This window comes from Leptolyngbya sp. CCY15150 (assembly GCF_016888135.1).
Lineage (GTDB): Bacteria > Cyanobacteriota > Cyanobacteriia > RECH01 > RECH01 > RECH01.
This window is the reverse complement of the sequence record NZ_JACSWB010000105.1, coordinates 1-22,848: the sequence shown is the minus strand read 5'-3', so window position 1 is coordinate 22,848 and position 22,848 is coordinate 1. Positions and strand designations below refer to the sequence as shown.

Sequence of the window (22,848 nt, the reverse complement as noted above, 5' to 3'; positions counted from 1 at the left end):
TATTGAGAACAGTGTCAATAGATTGGTTGAAAAAGCTCATTCTTTCGTTCAGGATTCGACAGATTGGGCAAGCTACTGGTCAAAATGAGAATTGCTGATGTTGTCCTCTACTGATACCTAGGATGCAAGTCACATCAAAAAAAGAGTATAGATGGATTCTCCGTAAAACCCTGATTGTATGGAGCTGATTAGCCTAGAGAGGCTAGCGATGAACTACCTAAGGGTAGGATGTCCAGTGAAAGCCCCACGGTCAACTCTAATCAGATTAACCTAACTATTCCTACTTTGATCGAGTGTGGGACTGTACGGAGGCTATCTTAATACCAATTTAATACAAAGTTTATTCGAAGTTACAGGAAACAAAGCCGCGGAAAATTAAAGATCTCTCAAAAGATTAAGGTTTCTGCCGTTACTCACCTGACGTAGATGTCCCCGGTGATGCCCATAAAGCCTTAATGCGTAAGCGTTTTACTCTAAAGCGGTGGCCGTTGATCATGGGGTGGGCGAGATGCTCGATGGAGCCGAACCGGTGTTGCGATGCATAGACAACTATATCGATAATGTTATCTGCACTACATAACAAGAATCTTCGTAAAATGTCGATAATGTTATCTACGTCACAATTTATGTATTCTTAGGGTGAACCCAAGCGCTGTTGATGCTGCACCCATGCGATGGCACCTTTTAGCGGAAGCCCTCAGAAGTCTCTATGGTTACTATAGAGCAAAGCTTTGTCTGGCTAGAGATTCGCTGCGATCGCGTTGGTCTTGATCGCACCGTGGATCACAACAGCCCTTAGGGGAGTCGTCGGAGGCGATCGAGCCGGAGTTGATGAACTGGGCTAAAGAGCTGTAAGAAAGCCAGCAATATGCCTCCAATACTGGCAAGTGCCGTGGCTGCTGCGATCGCAAACAAAATGATGATTTGATAGCGGACAGCATCCGTCGGTCTAGCCCCCGCTAAAATTTGCCCCGTCATCATCCCCGGCAGGCTCACGATCCCCATGACCATCATCGAATTAATCGTGGGAGTCATACCTGTCCGTAGAGCCACACGAATGCTGTCATGGGCTGCTTCCCAACGGGTGGCACCTAGGGCCAACATGGCTTCAATGCGATCGCGCCCAGTGGTTAGATCGTCCATAAAGCGATCGATCGCCAAGGTAATTCCGGTGAGAGCGTTGCCTAAAATCATGCCTAGTAGAGGAATAAGATACTGGGGATCATACCAAGGATCAACGTGAATGATGCCGGTGATGGTGACGCCGGTGATCAAGGCTGTGGATACTAGAATGGATAAAATGCTGTTGAAATAAATTCCCTGAAATCGACGACGGGTTCGCTGCACAGACGAGAGCCCTGCCATCGTCGTCATAATCAATCCTACGAGCAAAATAAGAGGAGGATTCTCTAGGGTAAATACCCACTCTAGAACGTAGCCAATCAGTAAAAGCTGGACAACTGCGCGAATGCCAGCAATCCAAAGCTGTTTGCCCAAGCCAAGCTGCAATACAACAGAAATTATAATGTTGATCAGAAGCAAGCTGGTGGCTAAAATAAGCTGAACATTGCCAATGGCTAGATAGGTTTCATTCATGATCCCAGCGGCTGAAGATGAATATGTCGTTGTGCGACACGATTGATTTGTTCGGACGTATGGCTTGTCCAGATGGTGGCGCGGTTTGGGTCAGTCTTCTGCCAATAGTGAACAAGAGTTTCTAAGGCATAAACCGTTTCCAGATCCAGGGACGCGGTAGGTTCATCCAACAGTAGAATTTGGGGAGAGAGTTGCAAGGCCCGAATAAAGGCAACAATTTGCGCTTCTCCCCCTGATAATGCTGAACTTGACCTCAAGAGAAAGCTGTCATCTCGCCCTAGGGCAGAAAGGTAGGCGAGGATCTGATCTTGGTCGAAGGATTGGTGACGATGACTCTTAAATCGATAGACTTGACGTAGATTATCTTCGACACTTCCTTCTATTAATGCTGGTCGCTGGTGCAAGTAAATAACTTGGCTGCGATAGTAGGGGGCGGCATAGGTAGAAAGAGCTTTGCCTTGAAACCAGACATGCCCCTCTTGAATTGGATCAAGGCTGGCAAGCGATCGCAGCAGGAGGCTTTTGCCTGACCCAGATGCTCCAGTAATCGCCAGATTTTCGCCTGGATGTAGATCAAACTCCAGGTTTTTCCAAATCCATCGATGCTGAATCTGCCGTCCTAAACCCTGCACTGTGAGCAGGGGGGTGATACCCGATTGTTGGGGAAGATAGCTGCTGGGCATGAACTGTAAGATGATGCATATAAACGGGTTTACAGTAGTTCAAGGCTTTGACATATCAACCGTATCAGCAAGCTATGAATGCTTAATCAGTCTAAGACAGGGGTGATTGGATAAGCGATCGCTACCCTGGCCCAGAGGATCTCATAACTTGCTCAGCAAACTCTTTCTTAAAAGCCTTGGCAATGAGATATCGGATCGCTGCCTCATTGGCTCGATAGCGCCGCTCAATTTCTTCTCTAGGCATGATGGTATCAGTCAGAGTTGGTTGTGTGCCCACCATGATGCCCACGAGAATGGCACCACTAGCTTTGATGGAGGGTAAGGCAAGCCCTATAAATGCCTGCCCCTCATCATTGATGCAGCGAAATTGGCAGACAATGCCATAGTTGATGATGCCCAGCCCCTTCAGCCCAGCTAATTCATCAGGAGAAAGCAGGTTGCTAGAATCTTGGAACTCTCCCAATTCTAGACGGATTCCTCGAAGTGTGCCTTGGGTTTGTGCTTTAGATGCCCCAAAGCCCTGTGCTGATTTACGTGCCATAATAGATTAAGCCAAAGATTTTACGTTTACTCCCTCCCTTAAATAACTTAAATAATTACAGGGAAAGCTTATTATAGGGTAACAGGGATAGGTGATTGCTGAGGATGGAAGAGGAGTTGCTTGTATCAGAAGACATTCGAGTGGAGGGAATCGTTCAGGGTGTAGGATTTCGTCCAACAGTATATCGCCTAGCGGAACAGTATGAGCTACGAGGGTGGGTACTCAACGATGGAGCAGGCGTATGGATCCGCGTAGCCGGGGAGCGTGAGCAGATCGAAAGCTTTCTAGACCAGCTTGAGCGATCGCCGCCACCTTTAGCGCGGATTACCCGGATCACCCGAGCCGCCATTCCTCTCACCGCCGTTCCCGAGCAATCGTTTAGCATTGCAGCCAGCCAAACAGGAGCTGTCCGCACCAAGATATCCCCGGATGCCGCCACCTGTACCGCCTGTCAACAGGATTTACGCGATCCCGATAGCCGCTTTTACCGCTACCCCTTCACCAACTGCACCCACTGCGGCCCGCGGCTAAGCATCATCCGTGCCATCCCCTACGATCGCCACCAGACCAGCATGTCTGCCTTTCCGATGTGTGTAGCCTGCGAGGGCGACTATCAAGCGATCGCCAACCGCCGCTTCCATGCCCAGCCGATCGCCTGTCCTGCCTGCGGCCCTCAGGTATGGCTAGAGGAGAGCGATGGTCAACGCCTAGCTGAAGGAGAAGCAGCGATTGCCCACCTAGGTCGGCTGATACGGCAAGGTGAAATTGTTGGAATTAAAGGACTCGGCGGCATCCACCTAGCCTGCGACGCCACCCAAGAAACTGCCGTCGCTGCCCTGCGCCATCGTAAACACCGCCCCGCTAAACCCTTTGCCCTGATGGTGCGGGATCTTGCCCAACTGCGCGACTACTGTCCTGTGAACGCAGCAGAGCAACAGGTTCTAGAAAGCCCCGCCGCCCCCATCGTCCTCCTGACCCCCCACCCCGAATGCTCCCTAGCGCCATCCCTAGCTCCCGGCCTATCGGCCCTAGGGTTCATGCTGCCCCACACACCGCTCCACCATTTGCTATTCGAGCATATCGAACACCCCATCGTCCTCACTAGCGGCAATCGGTCTAGTGAACCCCAAAGCATCACCAACGACGAAGCGCGTGACCTGAGGGCGATCGCTCCCTACCTCCTGCTGCACAACCGCGACATCATCAACCGCGTTGATGACTCCGTCGTGCGAGTGATTACAGGTCAACCTCAGATCCTGCGCCGGGCCCGTGGCTATGCCCCCGCCCCCCTGCCCCTGCCCCCCGGCTTTGAAGCAGCCCCTGCGATCCTAGCCATGGGTAGCGAACTGAAAACGACCTTTTGCCTACTGCGCCAAGGCGAAGCCATCCTGTCCCAACACCTAGGCGACCTAGAGCATCCCGCTGCGCTCCTCGCCTACCAAGAAACCCTGAAGCTATACCTAGATCTATTTGAGCATCAACCAGCAGCGATCGCCCTCGATGCCCATCCCGACTATCGGGCCAGCCAACTAGGTCAGCGCTGGGCCGCCGAGCAGCAGCTCCCCGTTTATCCCATCCAGCATCACCATGCCCACCTTGCCGCCGTCATGGTAGACCATCACCTACCCATCGACACCCCAGCGATTTTAGGCATAGCCCTAGATGGCCTAGGCTATAGCGAAACCGGCGACCTTTGGGGCGGCGAATTTTTGCTGGTTGACTACACCGCCTATCACCGCCTAGCCCACCTGCCCCCCATCGCCCTACTGGGTGGTGCTCAAGCCATGCGCCAACCCTGGCGTAACACCTATGCCCACCTACGCGCCCTGTGGCCCTGGGACGACTTGCTCAGCCAATACGGCGACCTACCGCTCGTGCAAGCCCTAGCGCAAAAGCCGCGTCCCCTGTTAGAGCAGATGTTAGGGAGCGGTCTGCGATCGCCCCTAGCTACCTCCGCCGGGCGATTATTTGACGCCGTCGCCGCCGCCATCGGCTGCTGCTTCGAGCAGGTTACCTATGAAGGTCAGGGCGCGATGGAACTAGAAGCCCTCATTCGGTCAGACCTGGAGCCAGACCTGGTCAACGCTACCCCCTACCCCATTGATATTGACCTGAGCCAGACCCCGCATCAGCTCTCCTTTGCCCCCCTTTGGACAGCCCTCCTCAACGATTTACGTCAGAACGTCCCTGCCCGTATGATCTCCACCCGTTTTCATCTAGGCTTTGCCCAAGGAATTGCCCACCTAGCCCAGCATCTAGCGCAGACCCATCACCTAAGCACCGTGGCTCTATCTGGCGGCGTGTTTCAAAATCAGATATTGCTGACCGCTGTCCGTCAGCAGTTAGAACAGCAAGGTCTCACTGTCCTAACAGCCCAGCAAGTACCTTGTAACGATGGTGGCCTATCCCTAGGACAAGGCGCGATCGCCGCAGCTCGCCACTTGCTAAAACATCCTGATCATTCATAGAAAACCTGCCTATGTGGCGGATGATGGCCATAGGCGATCTAACTAACGTCGAGAGCGATCGCAGCCTGAGAGCTCCCGTAGGGTTTTAGGCATTGCTGGATAGCAGGATGAATTGCCCTCATCCCCAACCCTTCTCCCTAGGGAGAAGGGAGCTAAAACTCTTGTCCCCTCTCCTTTTGGGAGAGGGCTAGGGTGAGGGTAGATGGTGCGGTTCATACCTAGATTCAGCAACGCCGATTCTTAATTAGCGATCGCGGCACAGTTCAACAAGGATGAGTATTCATGTGTTTAGGTATTCCAGGGCAAATTCTAGACATTATTGACCCGCAGCATCTCTTGGCTACCGTGAGCATTGGTGGTGTGAAGCGCTCCGTAAACATTGCCTGCATTGTGGACGAGGATCACCCGGTAGATGCCTGTGTCGGCGATTGGGTGTTAGTACATGTAGGCTTTGCCATGAATCGCATTGATGCCGACGATGCTCAGATCACCCTCACGATGCTCGACGACATAGCCGCGCTGAATGCAGCAAACGTCCTCTAGCCAACCGACCTCCCATCCCTCTCCTTCCTCAACAGTCCTCGCTCTTGGTACCAGGTAGCTCCACATTGGGAGACGCAACACGATGAAATATGTCCATGAATTTCGCGATCCGCAGCGGGCCCAGGGTATTCTCCGGCAGATCGAGGCGATCGCCGCCCAGTTTCCGCCTGGCTCTCCTGGCTCCTCTGCAAGCGATCGCCCCCTGCGGATTATGGAGATTTGTGGCGGTCATACCCACGCAATTTTTAAGTATGGGTTAGCCGATCTCTTACCTGACACCGTAGAACTCATCCATGGGCCAGGCTGCCCGGTGTGCATTATGCCCAAAGGACGGCTGGATGACGCCATCACCCTAGCCCAGAATCCGCAGGTGATCTTGACCACCTTTGGTGATGTGTTGCGGGTGCCGGGATCGAGTCAATCCTTGCTGCAGGCCAAAGCTCAGGGTGCGGATATTCGGGTGGTGTATTCTCCCCTGGATGCCCTTCAGATCGCGATCGCCCACCCTGATCGAGAGGTGGTCTTCTTTGCCATTGGCTTTGAAACCACAGCTCCTAGTACGGCCCTAACGGTCTTGCAAGCGGCGGCCCAGGGCGTGAGCAATTTTAGTTTATTTTGCAATCATGTCTTGGTGGTGCCAGCGCTGGAAGCCTTGCTGAATCAACCGGATTTGCAACTGGATGGCTTTATTGGGCCAGGGCACGTCAGCATGGTGATTGGTGCCCGTCCCTACCGGGTGATTGCTGAGCGCTATGGTAAACCGGTAGTTGTGTCTGGATTTGAGCCAGTTGATATTTTGCAATCTCTCTGGATGGTGCTGGATCAACTGGTGACAGGGCGCTGCACGGTGGAAAATCAGTATAGTCGCTTGGTGGCAGAGGATGGCAATGCGGTAGCTCTGGGGGCGATCGCCCAGGTCTTTACGGTGCGGGAGCAGTTTGAATGGCGTGGTCTTGGTGAAATTCCTGCCTCGGGGCTGCGCATCCATCCCGACTACGCCCAGTTTGACGCCGAGGTGAAGTTTAGCTTACCTCATCCCCATGTCGATGATCATCGTGCCTGTGCCTGCGGCGACATTTTGAGAGGAGTGAAAAAGCCCTGGGAATGTAAAGTCTTTGGCACTGCCTGCACCCCTGATTCGCCCTTAGGTGCTTGCATGGTGTCCTCTGAAGGGGCCTGCGCCGCCTACTACAACTATGGCCAGCTTGATCGACGTCGTCCGGCCACGTCATCGGCTTCACTAGCTCCATCCCATTCATCTCGTGTGAGGAGGTAAGTTTATGCCCTCAGTTACCCGTGATACGTTTCAGCGATCGCATCCCCGTCGTCCGCGCCTTGAATCGACGGTGACCCTAGCTCATGGCAGCGGTGGTCGGGCGATGCATGATCTGATTGACAGTATTTTTGTAGCGCGTTTTCAGCAAGCTCCAGCTCCCCTAGAGGATCAGGCCCGTATACCGTTAGGTGCTTTGAATACCTTGGGCGATCGCCTGGCCTTCACCACCGATTCCTATGTTGTTGATCCGCTCTTTTTTCCTGGTAGCAACATAGGAGAACTAGCGGTCAATGGCACGGTGAACGATCTCTGTGTCAGTGGTGCCATTCCCCTATATTTAACCTGTAGCGTCATCTTAGAAGAAGGCCTATCAACCGATCTCCTAGCCCAAATCGTAGATCACATGGCGATCGCCGCCGTCCAAGCCAGAGTGCAGATCGTCACGGGAGATACGAAAGTTGTACCGCGCGGCAGTGTAGATAAGATATTTATCAATACGGCTGGTGTCGGCGTCATGCGTACGGGCATTAATCCCTGTGCCACTGCCCTGCAGCCAGGCGATCGCATTCTGATCAACGGAGCGATCGGTAACCATGGTGCAGCTATCTTGGTCGCGCGGGGTGAACTGGCCCTAGATACCGATATCCAAAGCGACTGTCAGCCGTTGAATAGTTTGGTCGATGCGATCGTGTCGGTATGCCCTGATGTCCGGGCTATGCGGGATGCCACGCGGGGAGGGCTAGCCACGGTGCTCAACGAGTTTGCCACAGCTTCCCAGGTGAGTATTCAACTGCAGGAAGAGGCTATTCCTGTGGATGAGCCGGTGGCAGGACTTTGTGAACTCCTAGGACTAGATCCCCTGTACCTTGCTAATGAAGGTAAGATAGTTGTCGTCGTGCCCGCCCATCGAGCAGACGAGACCCTAGCCACCATGCGATCGCATCCAGCCGGGCAGGAAAGCTGCTGTATTGGTCAGGTGGGCGATCGCTTTCCAGGACTGGTTTCACTGCAGACGGCCTTTGGTACGGAGCGGGTGGTCGATGTATTAGTGGGTGATCAACTGCCGAGGATTTGCTGATGCATGAATTAGGACTGACTGAAACCATCGTAGCGATCGCCCTCGACCATGCCCAAGGCGCTCACGTCCTGCGCCTTACCCTGGAAGTGGGGCAACTGACGGCGGTGATGCCCGATGCGATTCGCTTTTGTTTTGATGTTTGTGCTCAGGGTACGTTACTGGAAGGTGCTCTGCTAGAGATTGTACAACCGCCTGGTCTCGGGCAATGCCGAGCCTGTGGTGCCACATTGTCTCTCGATAGCCCCTTTGGGCAATGTACCTGTGGCAGTGTAGATCTAGCGATTATTCAAGGACAAGAATTAACCCTTAAACAACTGGAATTGGAGGAACTATGTGTGTAACCTGCGGCTGTTCTGATGACGCAACACCCACTCTGACGCATCCTATCACGGGAAAAACAGAAGCGATCGCCTCCATCCATACCCCCCAGAGCCATACGCACATCCAACCTGATGGAACGATTCTTACCCATCACCACAGTCACGACCATAGCCCTGATCATCATCCTGATCAGTCTGCCGCTCTCCATGCTCAACATCACGGCACAACTCTTACCCTAGAACAGCGCCTGCTTTCAAAAAATGATGCGATCGCCAACCGGAATCGAGGCTGGCTAAAAGGTCGAGAATCAGTGGCGCTGAACCTAGTCAGTTCCCCTGGGGCTGGCAAAACCACTCTTCTGGTGCGTACACTGGAGGATCTACAGAGCGATCGCCCCATGGTGGTGATTGAGGGCGATCAGGCTACCAGCCACGACGCCGACCGCATTCAATCTACCGGCTGTGCTGCTATTCAGGTCAATACTGGCACCGGCTGCCATCTAGATGCTGCCATGGTAGAGCAGGGGTTAGATACCCTCCATCCCCCCCTTGGATCGTTGGTGTGGATTGAAAATGTAGGTAACTTAGTCTGTCCTGCTCTATTTGATCTTGGGGAAACTGCCAAGGTGGTGATTCTCTCGGTAACTGAGGGGGACGATAAACCCATTAAGTATCCTCATATGTTCCGAGCTAGTCAGGTGATGGTGCTTACTAAGATTGACCTGTTGCCCTACGTTACCTTCGATGTCGATCGCTGTCTGGATTATGCCCGCCAAGTGAACCCTCACCTCACCTGCTTCCAGCTATCGGCAACAACAGGAACTGGCTTAGAAGACTGGTACGCCTGGCTACGGCAGCTACATGCTTAGTCTCTCGACGTTGCTGATTTCTGAGATGAATCTATTTCTGAACAGTCCATGATGCAAGGGTTGCTTCAGGGAATTCATCTCTCATCTAAGCAACACCAATCTCTCTATAGGGCGTTGCATCATGTAAAATGACCTAGGCATTAGCGTGATTGCAGATTACCAGGGGCCGGTTTCTGCTAGAAACCGAGAGGACTCAGGCTTAGACCAGGTTAAGGGCAGGCTACTATCCACCCGGATGCCCTGGGTAAGATGAAATTTGAACAGCCTTTCAGCACCTGCATAGGCAGCAATTTCTGGATCGCCATCCCAAATGACCTCGGCCCGGCCTGTGAGATAGAGTAGATTGCCCTGCTCAAAATCAATGAACAGCAGACCCGCCCGTGGGTTAACCTCGATGTTGCCGAAGGTATTGAAGTGGCAGTTGCCAGCAAAGTCCGGCACGGTGAGGGTATTGCCGTCGATGCGCACAAAGCCGGGGTTGCCGCCTCGGTGAGAGACATCGACGCCCCGAGCGGCTCCGGCAGCCTCATCCAGGTAGGCCGTGGCGATAAAAAAGGTGTCAGCCGCCGCGATCGCCTGCCGTTCAGCGTCCCCTAACCTGGTCAGGGTATGGAGAGGCTTGGCCACATTAGGGTCAAAAGCAGCGAGATCGAACTGGCGTGCCTGGATGTATTTAGGACAGTTGCCAAAGGTTTGGCTGACTTGAACGTCAAAACCGTCAGGGGCGATCGCGCTGACCACGCCATTGACGCGGTTGCGGCGGCGAGTCTGCAGTTCGATGCCGAGAAAGCCAATATCACTGCCAACTTGCAGCATGTCGGTAAGCGGATCGCCGTAGAGAGGGTGAGCAGCGATGTGCAGGGAGGAATCGTTCGGCGTTGAGATAAAGCCTGGTTCCCCTACGAGAATAGATGCCCAGGGTTTTCCGGCGCTGTCCATCGTGCCAACCAGAACGTAAGAAAGCTGGGCGTAGAACTGGCGATGCTGTTCTGGCAAAAATTCGCGAATCATCCGTCGGCCAAACGTATCCATCTGTTCTAAAGCGCCCAACCGTTCCTGAATCGCCCGCTCCCCATGATGAAAGGGAGAGTCTGCCCGTTGCCAACCGGGGATTGCCATGATGTCGGTCTCCTGAATTTTTGACGTAATGGTGGCTAGAAGAAACCGCGAGTCACGCTGGATGGACTTCTCAGGGTGGTGCGAGTCAGTCCATTCCAACGCGGGTTTTCAGCCGGGAGGTCAACGGCCGGGAGCGGTCAACTCCATGCGAATGCCGCCGGGAATGGCGAACATCATGTGCTGAGTGGGGCCACCGCCTAAGGATTCCGGCGCAAATTCAATCTCAACGCCTGCGGTGGTTTTGAGCTTTTCGTAGATGGCCTTGAGGGTTTCGACGCCGTCTACTTTGAAGGCAAAGTGATGCAGGCCGATGTTGGTTTTGCGGTTAAAGGGAATAGCGTGATCCGGTTCTAACGCCTGCCATAGTGTCAATAGGCTGGTGCCGTCAGAGAGAAAGTAAGCGGGATAGTCGGGTACTTCACCGACTTGTTGAAATTCCAAGACATTCACGAAAAAATCGCGGGTCGCGTTGATGTTGGGAACGGTCAGACCGATGTGATGGGTGCCTTGAGTAAGAGCCATGATGCAGATTCCTCGTGAGGATAAAGAACAAGTTGTAGCAAGATAAGTTGAGGCGGTTGAGCGATCGCTGCCCCGAAATTCAGATGTCTAGGGTCGCTAATCCCTGCTAGCCAGTCGTTAAAATATGCAGCATGGACGGGCAATTCTCGGTGATAATTACGCCGTGGTCAGTTGTTCTGCCGCTTCAGCAGTCGCCAGCGTCCCAACGTTGCTGTCAAAATTGGGTTGGAGGATATCCATTCCAACTCTTACCGCGGGGCGCTTTTTCATCGTTTCAATCCAGCGGTCAACGTTGGGAAAGTCCGTGATGGAAATATTTAGGTAAGGCGTTTTAGCGGCTGCGACCCAGGGAAACGTGGCAATATCGGCGATGGAGTAATCTCCCGCGATGTAGGGATGCTTTTTGAGCTGGCCATCAAGCACGTCGAGCAGCCGTAAGGTCTCCCGGTGATAGCGTTCCACGGCATAGGTAATCTTCTCGGGCGCAGCGTTGCGGAAGTGGCCGAGCTGACCCAACATCGGTCCTACGCTGGCCATCTGAAACATCAGCCACTCCATCACTTTGGCGCGATCGACCACGTCAGTAGGTAGGAACTTACCGGCTTTTTCTGCTAGGTAAATCAAGATGGCACCGGATTCGAAAATGGTGAGGTTATGGTCGCGATCGCGGATGGCCGGAATCTTGCTGTTGGGGTTGATGGCCTTAAATTCGGGGGTGAACTGGTCGCCTTTGCTGATGTCAATGCTGTGAATGGTGTAAGGCAGTTCCAATTCTTCGAGTAGAATGGGAGGCTTGCGACCATTGGGGGTGGTGTAGGTATATAAGTCAATCATGGGTCAATCTCCTATGAGGTGCGGTTATGAGGTACGGAACTTGCGTTCAGACTCTTTAATCGGCACATCGTTGATGCTGGCTTCCCGGCGCTGCATCTGGCCGTTGGGGGCAAATTCCCAGTTTTCGTTGCCATAGGCGCGATACCACTGGCCCGAGTCGGTGCGGTACTCGTACTCAAATTTCACGGAGATACGGTTTTCGGTGAAGCTCCAGAGGGTTTTCTTCAGGCGATAGTCCAGTTCGGTGTTCCATTTGCGGGTGAGAAATTCGCGAATCTGGTCACGACCTTTGAGGAACTCCGAGCGATTACGCCATTCCGAATCGACGGTGTAGGCCAGGACGACTTTGTCAGGGTTGCGGCTGTTCCAGGCATCTTCCGCGGCTTGCACTTTGACCTTCGCCGTCTCCAATGTGAAGGGCGGCAAAGGTGGCCTGCTGTCATCTGCGTCAACGGTGGGATGAACGGGGGGTGCGAGCTCGGGCATAGAGATATCTTCCTTCACATGAGGGTAGAACGGTCTGTCTAAATTAATTATGTAGACAGGTCTGTATATTGTCAAGCGATGAAGGACATCGTTTTATGGTTGAGGGGCTGAAAGAGTTGCTTGTCCAAGCGCTGCGGTCGATTGTCTAGGGGTGACCTAGAGCGCTGCGGTCGATTGTCTAGGGGTGACCTAGGCTGGTTAAGCCGGGTGGCGGCGATCGCCCCATTGGTCAACCTCGATTGGTCAACCTCAATTGGTCAACCTCGATCCAGGGAAAACGCTGCAAGGGAATCGGCAACGCTAGAAACTGTTTGATTGAATACAAATCTTAAGCAAAACCGTTATTATCTAGACAAGTCTGTATAAATTCGTTGTTGATATGCCTCGCACAACATCATCGTCCAAGCCCTCAGTGCGCGATCGCATCATGCAAGCCGCATCCACCCTGTTCTATCAAGAGGGCGTGCAAAACGTCGGCATCGATCGCATCATCGCCGAGTCGGGGGTGGCAAAAATGTCTCTGTACAACCACTTCAAGTCCAAAGACGCCCTGATTGCCGCCTGGCTACAGCAGCGTGATGTCAATTGGCGCGAATGGTTTCAGAAAACGGTGGAAAAGCAAGCGACAGCACCGGCTGAACGCCTTCTGGCTATGTTTGATGTGCTGGAAGAATGGTTCTCTCAACCAGACTTTCGCGGCTGTGCCTTTATCAATTCGTCGGTCGAGCTAGTTGATCCTGAGCATCCGGGATATCAGGTGGCGATCGAGCACCAGCAAGCCCTTTATGGCTATATTTTGCACCTGGTGCAGGCTGCCGAACTCGATAGTCCTGACGCGGTGGCTGAGCAATTGTTGCTGTTGATGGAAGGGGCGATCGTGGTGGCCATGATGCGTCGAAGTCCTGCGGCAGCAACCCATGCCAAGACCGCTGCCGCGATGCTCATTCAGATAACGTAACGTCAGTTCGGGTTAAGGGGCTTTTCTAGCTTGTTGGACGAAAGAGTTAAGCTCTCAGTCTACTATAGAATAAGGCTTTCAGCTTATATCGAACTCAGGTTAGATAACATCATCGGGAGCAGGATCGGGTTTATGAGTGGTTCGTCGGTCATGGTTTCAATGTATGGATAAGACTTGTGGAAGGGTAGCGTCGCCACCTTTCCCTCATCCCCAGACCTAGACCACAATCGGTTCGTCGAAGTTAAGTTTCGAAGCGTGGTGAGCAGAGACCCGTGACAGCGGGATGCCCTGTTTTCAGCCTGTCATCCCTAGTTCGGGCTTCATGGTTCGGCCTGCTGAGGAGACGGTTCGATGGCTCCTAATGCCCGCAGAGCTTCTTTTTGGGTTTCCCTTAGCCCTTTGACACCCTGAATATTCATCCCTTCGCAGGGGCGCTGGGCTCGCATGCTTTTGATGCATTGTCCTGTTGTGGGGTTCCAGATGCAGATGGTTTCATCTTCGCTGCCGCTGATCAGCACCGTTTCGTGGATGCCCTCGCTATTTTCTTGAACGCTATAGGCAATGGCCCAAATGCGATTGTGGTGACTGTCTATGCATTGCTGCTGCTGCCCCGTGGGGAGATGCCAGAGGCGGATGGTCTGATCATTGCTGCCACTGGCAAGACAGGTGCCGTCGGGGCTAAAGGCGATCGCCTGAATCCAGTTTTGATGCCCTTGCAGGGTTTGCAGGCAGTGGCCCGTTGCCACATCCCAGATTTTAATGACGCAATCATCCCCGCCGCTGGCGAGTAACCGTCCATCTGGGCTAAAGGCCACGGCCCAAATGCCGCTGGTGTGGCCCGTGAGAACCCGTAGACATTGCCCGCTGTGGCTGTCCCATATCCGAATGGTTTGGTCGTCACTACTGCTGGCAAGTCGTTCTGGAGAGCCACTGGGAGCATAAACAACGCATCGAACCCAACTGGTATGCCCTTGCAGACTATGCAAACACTCCCCTGTGCCCACATCCCACAGACGGACGGTGTGGTCAGTGCTGCCGCTAACGAGGGTTAAGCCATCGGCACTAAACTGTACGGAGCGCACCCAGCTATCATGCCCCCGCAACACTCTGAGGCATTGGCCGCTGGTGCTATCCCATAGCCGAATCGTGTGATCACTGCTGCCGCTGGCGACGCGAGAGGATTGGGGGCTAAAGGCCACCGATCGCACCCAACTGCTATGCCCCCGCAGAGTCAGCACGGCATGTCCCTGAGCCAGATCCCAAATACGAACGGTGCGATCGCTCCCCCCGGTTACAAGATGCGTGCCACAGGAGCTGACATCCAGCGAGAGAATGCCGCTGATATGTCCCCGTAGGGTCTTGAGGCATTGCCCGGTATGGACATCCCACAACTGCACCGTTTGATCACTGCCCCCCAAAATGACCGCTTTACTGTCGGGGCTGAAGGCAACCGACCAAATATCTTGGATGGAGCAGTGAAAGGTTCGTAGGCAGACGCCCGTTTCTACGTTCCAGATTTTGAGGGTTTGATCGTTGCTGGCGCTGGCAAGCCAGGTGCCGGATCGGTCAAAGGTGACCGACTGCACCCAATTGGTATGGCCTTCTAAGGTTGCCAAACAGGTTCCCGTTGTAGCATCCCAGAGCTTGATGGTGTGGTCACGGCTGCCACTAGCTAACAGATTGGCGATCGGGCTAAAGGCCACCGATTGCACCCAGTCGCGATGGTCGGGAAGGGTTTTGAGCAACAATCCGGTTGCGGCATCCCAGATTTTGAGGGTTTTATCATTGCTGCCACTGGCCAGCAGGGTTTGATTAGCATTGAAGGCCACCGACCAGACCCAGTTGTCATGGCCTTCCAAGATTTGTAGGCAGTGTCCCGTTGCCACATCCCACAGTCGCACCGTTTGATCGTTGCCGCTACTGGCCAGGAGGGTGCCATCCGGGCTAAAGGCCACCGACCAAACCCAATCCTGATGACCCCGCAGGGTTTTGAGGCATTGCCCCGTTTGAATGTCCCACACCCGAATGGTTTTATCTTCGCTACCGCTGGCCAAAATTGCGTCTTTGGGGCTAAAGGCCACGGAGTGAACCCACCCTCGATGCCCTTGATAGATCAAAACTTTGCGGCCATCGTGGGTTTGCCAGAGACAGATATCGTTATCGGTGGTGGCGGTGGCAAAGTAAGCGCCATCTGGGCTAAAGGCAACAGAGAGGGTGCTGGCAAAGGTTTCCATGAGAACGGAGGTGGAGAGATCGGAGTTGGCGAAATTGACGCCGTTGAGATTCGCCGTTTCCAGATAGGCTTGCCAGATCGTGAGGTTGGAGCAGTCGTAGCCGCTCAGGTCGGTGCCCAAATGCAGCAGCAGGTTGAGCAGGTTTCCGGCCAGGTAGCCAGGCTCCAGGGGATTGTGATGTTGGTGGGTGTAGAGGAGTGTGGTGAGGTGTTTTGAGAGGGTGGCGGGGGTTTTGAACTGCTGGAGGAGTTGGTCGAGCAGGGGTTGGAGAAGAAGACGCGCCTGGATATCGCGGATGTAGTCTTTGGCTTCGGCTTTGAGCAGACTATGTTGGTTGAGGTAGAGACATGGAGAATTGGGATGTTGGATTTCTGTGGCGATCGCCCCAATCAGTTTCTCGCTGACATATTCCATCACGACGGGTTGCAAACTCAACAGACCATCGTGATGCTCTAGGAGTGACCGTTGCCCCAGGGAGGTCAGGGCATCGAGGATTTGCCGACGAGATGGCGTTGGGAAGATGTCGTCGCAGAGGGTGTTGAGGGTGATGGGGTCGCGGGCGATCGCCAATCCCTGCAATGCCGCAATCTCCATCGGTGAGAGTCGATTGAAATGCTGATCCAGCAGCGCACTGATCTCAGCCAGAATAGCGGTTTCCTGGCGAAGAAACGCCCCCACACTGCCTCCAAAGAGATCTTGGATGGTCGTGCTAATAATTTTCAGGGCTAAGGGATTGCCGCCATAGCGATGCACCAGCTCATAACTGGCCTGTTCAGATTCTTGAATGATGCCCTTGGCCTGTAGGATTTGTTGCCCGCCTTGGACGGTTAGCCCTTTGAGGGAAAAGGCTCGGGTCGTCTGGTGTTCGCCGGCTAACAGGGTAAATTCCTTGGTCTTTTCGCGGCTGGTGATCAGGAGGCAACTGGTGTGCTGGGTTTCGCCGACCCGCTGCAGTAAGTGGCCATAGTCTTCATAGCCAGCCCGATAGTGGCCACTGCTGCAGCCCCCCTGCAACAGGGTCTCCAGGTTGTCCAAAATCAGTAAACAGCGCTGCGCCCGCAGCCGATCCAGAAATGCTTGGATGGATGGCTGCGCGGGAACGAGCTGGGAGGGGGTCGAACGAGCGAGGGCATTGAGCACATCGGAGAGCAGCGCAGAGAGGGGAGGCGCATTGTGGAGCGATCGCCAAATCACACAGTCAAACCCTGGGACATGCTGGGCGAGGTAGGTCACCAGATGGGTTTTACCCATGCCGCCCACCCCAAACACCCCGATCAACCGACAGCGATCAACCGTCAGCCATTGGGTTATCGTAGCCAGCTCATCCTGCCGCCCATAACAGGTTTCGACATGGGCCGCCTCTCCCCAATCTTGGTAGGGCATCGGAGAGGTCGGTAAGTGGCCGGATAAGCAAGGTTCTGAACGTGGGAACACCCTGAAGGTGTCTGCCAGAACGGTAGAGGGTGGAGCGTTTAATCGAGGGGATAAAGCGCTGAGGCGGCGCTCGATCACCCGTTTGCAGTTGAGCTTGGTGACCTTTTCCCCCACCACATTGGAGAGCAACTGCCACAGGGACGGGCCAATATGTTTGCGGAGGTAATGCGCCGAATAGCCACAGGATTCGGCGATCTGGTCATAGCTTTGCCGCTCGCCAGACCAGGCCGCCTGCAGCAGTGCCCGTTGAGCATCCCCGAGATGGCATCCCGTTTTTTCAAAGACGAGGGCATCGGTAAGATCTAGGATTTGGCGATCGCTCACAATGGCATCATTCAATCCACTTAACCAATCTGCTTAATGCTTCCTATCTTTAGAGAAATAGAAGAACGCTGAGGTGTTTCCTGATACCGTCTCCCCCTGAACCTGGCTGGCAAAACCTGGAACAAACCTAGACATTCGTAACAGATCGTAACCTAACCCCTGGAATGTCCGGTATCGATCTCCTGGGCAGAACTGCTGATAATTCAGTCACTCCTGCTGCACAACGCAGACATTCTTGCTCAGACTCGCTCAGAGGTTGGCTTATGACTGATCATCGATATCCCTTAACCCGTCGGCAACTGCTGTATAGCTTGCTGGCCACCGGAGCGCTAGGCGTGACGTCCCAACTTGGCGCTTGTTCTCCCACCTCACCCCCATCTTCAGACACCAGTGAGGCTCCGCCCGCTGACGGCGAGGCAGAGCCCCTCGTGATGGGATTTATCTATGTTGGCCCTAAGGATGACTATGGCTGGAACCAAGCCCATGCGGAAGGTGCCGCTGGGGTGTCTCAGCTCCCCGGCATCAAAGTGGTTGAAGAAGCCAGTGTACCCGAAACGGCGGCTGTAGCCGAAACGATGCGCGGCATGATTGTCCAGGATGGCGCTAAAGTCCTGTTTCCCACCTCCTTTGGTTACTTTGACCCCCACATTTTGGAACTGGCCGAGGAATTTCCGGAGGTGCAATTTTTCCACTGTGGCACCCTCTACGAAGAGGGCAACCATCCTGCCAACGTCGGCAGCTATTTTGGCTTCATCGATCAGGCCTACTACATTGCGGGCATCGTGGCCGCCCACACGTCGCAAACGAGCAAGCTCGGCTTTGTGATGGCAAAACCCATTCCCCGCATCGTCCGCACCCTCAATAGCTGGATGCTGGGGGCGCGCTCGGTCAACCCGGAGGCGACCACGCAGCTCATCATCACGGGGGAATGGACTGACTCGGTGAAAGAGGCAGAAGCCGTCAACAGCATGGCGGATCAGGGCATTGATGTGGTCACCTGCAACGTGGACAACGCCAAGGTGGTGATGGAAACCGCTGAAAAGCGTGGCATTTTTTGCAGTGGCAACGCCGTCAACCAGGCTGCCGTTGCCCCCAATGGCTATTTGACGGGGGCTGAATGGGATTGGACCGGGGTGTATTCCAGCTATGCCCAGATGATTCAGGAGGGCAAAACCTTGATGAATGGTGAGATTCCCCATCTCTACTTGGGAGGGCTGAAGGATAACTTTGTGAAACTGTCTCCCTATGGTGCTGCCGTCAGCGATCAGGCCAAACAGGACGCCGAGACCGCCAAAGCCAGCCTGCTAGACGGTTCACTCATTGTCTACAAAGGCGAAATGAAGGATAACACCGGGACGGTGGTCATTCCGAGCGGCACCGAATATCCAGATGGCACCCCAGAACTAGAAAAAATGGACTGGCTGGTGGAAGGGGTCATTGGACAAATCACAGCGTAGCGTAGGTGGCTTTGATATGCCTCGTCATTGGCGTTCAATTTTAGAGGCCATCTGCATTCCAGTGGGGGCGATCGCCCTAGCGTTGGTGCTATTTGGTGGGTTCTGCGTGGTGCAAGGCTATTCTCCCCTGGCTGTGTATGCCTCTATTTATGAGGCTGCGTTTGCCTCGTGGTTTGCCTGGCAAACTACGCTGATTCGCGCGGCCCCGCTGATGTTGAGTGCCCTCTGTACGGTCTTACCCGCTCGGCTGGGGTTGATCATGATTGGGAATGAGGGGGCACTGGTGCTGGGGGGGCTGTTTGCAGCCGTTGTTGGGCTGAAGGTGGAGGGGCTTTCGCCCAACCTGGGCTTGCTGCTGATGGCCCTCACGGGAATGGGGGTGGGCGGGATGTGGATCGCCATGATCGGGGCCCTGCGGTATTACCGGGGGGTGAATGAAACCATTAGCAGCCTCCTTTTGAACTATGTGGCGATCGCTTTCCTCAAGCACATGGTAGAAGGGCCCTGGCGCGATCCTAGTTCCCTCAACCAACCGTCTACTTACCCCCTGCCAGATCTGTTACTGCTGGGAGATTTTCCCGGTTCTCGGATCCACTACGGGCTGTTGTATGGGCTGGTGGTTTGTGCGATCGCCCATGTGCTGATCCAACGCACCACCTTTGGGTTTGCGGTGCGGGTTGTGGGTGGCAACACCCGGGCTGCCCGAATTGTGGGGCTCACCATCGGCAAATTAACGCTGATGATCTGCTTTTTGGCGGGTTCCTGTGCAGGTCTGGCGGGCATGGTGGAGGTGGCCGCTGTCCATGGGCGCGCCAATGGTAATTTACACAGCAACTATGGCTACACCGGAATCCTGGTAGCCTTTCTGGCCAAGCACAACCCGCTGGCGGTGGTGCTAGTTTCGATTTTGCTCGGCGGCATTTTAGCCAGTGGCAGTTTGCTGCAACGCACCTACGGCATGCCCGACGCCACCGTCCTGGTTTTACAGGGCCTCATTTTTCTAGTCATTTTGTATAGCGAATCGTTGTATGGCAAATTTCGCTGGTTTCAGGAACCCAACTGGGTGGACGACGAGGCGTCCTCTGCCGCTGTTTTGGAAAGCGTACAACCGCAGTGATGCCTTTAGCGATGTCTCCCGTGATACCTCCATGATTTTTTGCCATCTAACTGCCCATTGCGCCATGTTCCAGTCTGTAACACCCACGGAGAATGAACCATGACCCCAGATGCGCTTGGATGGTTGGGGGTGCCCCTAGCGATTTTGGGTGGGGTTTTGCGAGGCAGTGTCCCGTTTTTGCTGGTCAGCCTGGGTGAATGCCTGACGGAGAAAAGCGGCAAAATCAACCTGGGTTTAGAAGGCACTCTGCTGATGGGGGCCATGAGTGCCTATGCGGCCTCGTTTCACAGCGGATCGCCCTGGGTCGGGGTGCTCGCAGCGGCGGGCGCGGGTATCGTCATGGGAGCGATTCATGCCTGGCTGGTGCAACGCCCTAAGGTCAATGACATTTCCGTGGGCATTGCCATGATGTTGTTTGGGGGTGGGGTGGCGTTTTATCTAGGGAAACCCTATATCCAGCCGATTGCCCCTCAGCTTCCGGCCATTTCCCTGGGGGGCTGGAGCTCGCTGCCGCAGGTGCAGTCGGCGTTGCAACTGAGCCCGCTGTTGCTGCTGGGGCTGGCGATCGCCCCTCTGATGCAAGGTTTTTTTTCATCCACCCGCTGGGGCTTGATTGTGCGGGCGGTGGGGGAGAGTCCGGCGGCGGCCAGAGCGATGGGCATTCCGGTCAAACGAGTCCAAGCGCTGTGCATCATTCTGGGCAGCCTCTTGGCGGGCATGGCGGGGGCGCATCTCTCCCTCTATTTTCCGGGTAGCTGGAATGAAAATATCTCCAGCGGCCAGGGGCTGATTGCGGTGGCGCTGGTCATTTTTGCCCATTGGAAGCCGATGCAATGTCTCTATGCCGCGCTGCTTTTTGGCGGAACTCAGGGCTTGGGGCCAGTGCTGCAATCCGTGGGGGTGGAGTCCTATTACCACGTCTTCAATGCGTTGCCCTATGTGCTCACCCTAGCGGTGATGGTGCTGACCTGTTCGCCGCATCATGCCTCGGAGGGAGCCCCCGCATCATTGGGGAAACCCAATCAGGACTAGGGGCTCTCGCATCGCCAGGGAATGCCCCTGAACAATGAAATTCTGCGCTTTTTCATCCAAGGTAGGAACATAGTAGCCATGGGACAGGATACCTTTGATTTGCTCATCCAGCGGGCGACACTGCCGGACGGATCACAGGTGCAAGTCGGTGTAAAAGGGGGGGTGATTCGGGCGATCGCCCCAGCGAATATCAACCTTGGTGGAGCCCATTACCAATTAGACGCGCAAGGGAATCTGCTATGCCCCGGCTTTGTGGATGGGCATATCCATTTGGACAAAACTTTCTGGGGCCTGCCCTGGCAGCCGCACATCCCCGGCACCACCATTCGCCAACGGGTCGATATTGAGAAGGCCGCGCTCAAGACCTTGCCCCTCCCGGTGGAAGAGCGCGCCGCTCGGCTGGTGGAACGGGCGATCGCCCAGGGCACCACGGCCATGCGCACCCATGTTGACATTCATCCCGAGGTGGGGCTGCGGAATTTGGAGGGGGTTTGCCAGGTGCGCGATCGCTATCGCGAGTGGATCGATATCCAGATCGTGGCCTTTCCCCAAAGTGGCCTGTTGTCCTGCCCAGGAACCCTGGATTTGCTAGACATTGCCCTACGAGAAGGGGCAGATGTGCTCGGGGGTCTAGATCCTGCGGGCATGGACAATGACATCGCCGGGCATCTTCACTGCATTTTTAGCCTGGCCGAAAAGCACCAGGTCAACCTCGATATTCACCTGCATGACCCCGGCCATTTAGGAATTTTTGAGCTAGAGCAAATTGCCCACCTGACCGAAGCCTGTGGGATGCAAGGGCATGTGGCCGTCAGCCATGCCTACTGCCTGGGGATGGTGCCCGATGACATTGCAGCGGCCACCATCGAAACCCTGGCTAAACGGGCGATCGCCATCATGACCAATGCCCCAGGCCATCACCCTTTCCCAACCATCGCGCGTCTGCGAGAAGCTGGCATTACGCTCTTCTCAGGGTCGGATGATGTGCGTAACGCCTGGTGCCCCTTCAGCACCGCCGATATGCTAGAACGCGCCATGCTCATCGCCTACCGCTCTAACTTTTTGACCGATGAGGAGCTGGCCATTGGGTTTGAGATGGTCACCACGGGAGGTGCAAAAGTCATGGGGCTAGAGCACTACGGAATTGAGGTAGGAGCCGCTGCTGATTTGGTGATCATGGCCGCTGGCTCGGTGCCAGAGGCGATCGCCACCCACGCTCCCCGTTTATATGTCATCAAACGCGGACAGATAAAGCATTCTTTATCCATGTCAACCTCGCACTAAATTCATCCCAATAGGTTGGGCGCTGGTGGTGTCGCGTGACGTTTGGGCATCCGTTAGAAGGACACCTCATCCCGTTCAACGGAACGGGCTAGGTTGAAGTCGTACCGTTTCTGATCCGGCTGCCCATCCAAATGCCGTCCATGCGGTTGAGCGATCGCTGGCGTCTCAGGTGCAGGCATCATCCGGTCGTCCGATAGTTCAATAGACTCCAGAGCGATCGCGGCTGGCGTAGCCAAGGGCTGCGGTTCAACGGGTTCAACGGGTTCACGTTCAGTCGTTGGCAATAGGGCGATCGGTTTGGGTGTCGAGTCCGACGTTTGAGTGCGTCGTCGTCGAGAGACATACGCCGCAAATTGCACGGGGAGCCACAGTGCTGTGAAGATGAGCGTTGCGGCAAAAGCATTGTCTAATGCAGTGTTGATGAATTCCATAGGACAGTCGTGTGAGATCAGCGTCTAGGCGGTGCATTTGGATCGCCACCCATATTATACCTGGTAAACCGGGAACATCGTAAAGGGAGTGTCTCTAGTTTTTGGATGGCGGGTGCGATCGCTTGGTGTGAGATCATCTTACTAGTTCCCGGTAAACTGATTAAAGTGAAGAGCAGTCAACGGGAGGCATGGGCATGGCCAAGACCAAAGGAGCCAAAGGCGGCAATCCTGATCCGGTGCAG

20 protein-coding genes are annotated in these 22,848 nt (G+C 54.6%); 11 read left to right on the top strand and 9 right to left on the bottom strand.

Going from position 1 to position 22,848, the window contains the following annotated elements; all coding sequences use genetic code 11:
* Positions 1–795: 795 nt before the first annotated feature.
* The 3 genes from fetB to JUJ53_RS01265 all read right to left on the bottom strand — a co-directional run bounded on the left by fetB (position 796) and on the right by JUJ53_RS01265 (position 2,820).
* Positions 796–1,596: an iron export ABC transporter permease subunit FetB gene (fetB, locus tag JUJ53_RS01275; RefSeq protein WP_204150173.1), complete on the bottom strand. Its 801-nt coding sequence runs from the start codon at positions 1,594–1,596 to the stop codon at positions 796–798.
* Entirely contained in the window at positions 1,593–2,279 is a 687-nt protein-coding gene (locus JUJ53_RS01270; protein ID WP_204150172.1) for an ATP-binding cassette domain-containing protein, read from the bottom strand. Before JUJ53_RS01270 ends, fetB begins: the two co-directional genes overlap by 4 nt.
* Positions 2,280–2,400: 121 nt before the next feature.
* A complete protein-coding gene (locus JUJ53_RS01265; protein WP_204150171.1) occupies positions 2,401–2,820 on the bottom strand; it encodes a hypothetical protein in 420 nt (139 codons plus the stop codon).
* Between the two features lie 104 nt (positions 2,821–2,924).
* On the opposite strand from JUJ53_RS01265, the gene hypF reads away from it, so the two are divergent.
* From hypF to hypB, 6 genes are all read left to right on the top strand, one after another.
* Positions 2,925–5,288: a carbamoyltransferase HypF gene (hypF, locus tag JUJ53_RS01260; protein ID WP_204150170.1), complete on the top strand. Its 2,364-nt coding sequence runs from the start codon at positions 2,925–2,927 to the stop codon at positions 5,286–5,288.
* A gap of 282 nt (positions 5,289–5,570) precedes the next feature.
* The gene (hypC, locus tag JUJ53_RS01255; RefSeq protein ID WP_204150169.1) at positions 5,571–5,831 is read left to right on the top strand and encodes a HypC/HybG/HupF family hydrogenase formation chaperone; all 261 of its coding nucleotides are present in this window, start codon (positions 5,571–5,573) and stop codon (positions 5,829–5,831) included.
* An 82-nt stretch (positions 5,832–5,913) separates the two neighbouring features.
* A complete protein-coding gene (gene hypD, locus JUJ53_RS01250; RefSeq protein ID WP_204150168.1) occupies positions 5,914–7,107 on the top strand; it encodes a hydrogenase formation protein HypD in 1,194 nt (397 codons plus the stop codon).
* Between the two features lie 4 nt (positions 7,108–7,111).
* The gene (gene hypE, locus JUJ53_RS01245; RefSeq protein ID WP_204150167.1) at positions 7,112–8,185 is read left to right on the top strand and encodes a hydrogenase expression/formation protein HypE; all 1,074 of its coding nucleotides are present in this window, start codon (positions 7,112–7,114) and stop codon (positions 8,183–8,185) included.
* A complete protein-coding gene (locus JUJ53_RS01240) occupies positions 8,185–8,526 on the top strand; it encodes a hydrogenase maturation nickel metallochaperone HypA (RefSeq protein WP_204150166.1) in 342 nt (113 codons plus the stop codon). Before hypE ends, JUJ53_RS01240 begins: the two co-directional genes overlap by 1 nt.
* A complete protein-coding gene (gene hypB, locus JUJ53_RS01235; RefSeq protein ID WP_204150165.1) occupies positions 8,517–9,374 on the top strand; it encodes a hydrogenase nickel incorporation protein HypB in 858 nt (285 codons plus the stop codon). Before JUJ53_RS01240 ends, hypB begins: the two co-directional genes overlap by 10 nt.
* A gap of 156 nt (positions 9,375–9,530) precedes the next feature.
* Here the strand turns inward: hypB and JUJ53_RS01230 are convergent, their stop codons facing one another.
* From JUJ53_RS01230 to JUJ53_RS01215, 4 genes are all read right to left on the bottom strand, one after another.
* On the bottom strand, positions 9,531–10,493 hold the full coding sequence (locus tag JUJ53_RS01230; RefSeq protein ID WP_204150164.1) for a pyridoxamine 5'-phosphate oxidase family protein: 963 nt from the start codon (positions 10,491–10,493) through the stop codon (positions 9,531–9,533).
* 120 nt (positions 10,494–10,613) lie between these two features.
* Positions 10,614–11,015 (bottom strand): VOC family protein, encoded by a 402-nt coding sequence (locus JUJ53_RS01225; protein WP_204150163.1) that lies wholly within the window; start codon positions 11,013–11,015, stop codon positions 10,614–10,616.
* A gap of 156 nt (positions 11,016–11,171) precedes the next feature.
* On the bottom strand, positions 11,172–11,849 hold the full coding sequence (locus JUJ53_RS01220; RefSeq protein WP_204150162.1) for a glutathione binding-like protein: 678 nt from the start codon (positions 11,847–11,849) through the stop codon (positions 11,172–11,174).
* 24 nt (positions 11,850–11,873) lie between these two features.
* Positions 11,874–12,335, bottom strand: coding sequence for a nuclear transport factor 2 family protein (locus tag JUJ53_RS01215; RefSeq protein ID WP_204150161.1), 462 nt, complete (start codon positions 12,333–12,335; stop codon positions 11,874–11,876).
* A gap of 379 nt (positions 12,336–12,714) precedes the next feature.
* Between JUJ53_RS01215 and JUJ53_RS01210 the strand changes: the two genes are divergently transcribed.
* A complete protein-coding gene (locus JUJ53_RS01210) occupies positions 12,715–13,293 on the top strand; it encodes a TetR/AcrR family transcriptional regulator (RefSeq protein ID WP_204150160.1) in 579 nt (192 codons plus the stop codon).
* 320 nt (positions 13,294–13,613) lie between these two features.
* Here the strand turns inward: JUJ53_RS01210 and JUJ53_RS01205 are convergent, their stop codons facing one another.
* Positions 13,614–17,300 carry an NB-ARC domain-containing protein gene (locus tag JUJ53_RS01205; RefSeq protein ID WP_204150159.1) on the bottom strand — a complete coding sequence of 1,229 codons (3,687 nt, stop codon included), beginning with the start codon at positions 17,298–17,300 and terminating at the stop codon, positions 13,614–13,616.
* 248 nt (positions 17,301–17,548) lie between these two features.
* On the opposite strand from JUJ53_RS01205, the gene JUJ53_RS01200 reads away from it, so the two are divergent.
* The 4 genes from JUJ53_RS01200 (at position 17,549) to JUJ53_RS01185 (ending at position 22,175) form a co-directional block, all read left to right on the top strand.
* Positions 17,549–18,742, top strand: coding sequence for a BMP family ABC transporter substrate-binding protein (locus JUJ53_RS01200; RefSeq protein ID WP_204150158.1), 1,194 nt, complete (start codon positions 17,549–17,551; stop codon positions 18,740–18,742).
* A gap of 16 nt (positions 18,743–18,758) precedes the next feature.
* The gene (locus JUJ53_RS01195) at positions 18,759–19,859 is read left to right on the top strand and encodes an ABC transporter permease (RefSeq protein ID WP_204150157.1); all 1,101 of its coding nucleotides are present in this window, start codon (positions 18,759–18,761) and stop codon (positions 19,857–19,859) included.
* 99 nt (positions 19,860–19,958) lie between these two features.
* Complete coding sequence (locus JUJ53_RS01190; protein ID WP_204150156.1) at positions 19,959–20,891, top strand: ABC transporter permease; 933 nt, start codon at positions 19,959–19,961, stop codon at positions 20,889–20,891.
* Positions 20,892–20,969: 78 nt separating this feature from the next.
* Positions 20,970–22,175: an amidohydrolase family protein gene (locus JUJ53_RS01185; protein ID WP_204150155.1), complete on the top strand. Its 1,206-nt coding sequence runs from the start codon at positions 20,970–20,972 to the stop codon at positions 22,173–22,175.
* A gap of 53 nt (positions 22,176–22,228) precedes the next feature.
* Here the strand turns inward: JUJ53_RS01185 and JUJ53_RS01180 are convergent, their stop codons facing one another.
* Positions 22,229–22,606: a hypothetical protein gene (locus JUJ53_RS01180; RefSeq protein WP_204150154.1), complete on the bottom strand. Its 378-nt coding sequence runs from the start codon at positions 22,604–22,606 to the stop codon at positions 22,229–22,231.
* Positions 22,607–22,848: the final 242 nt, after the last annotated feature.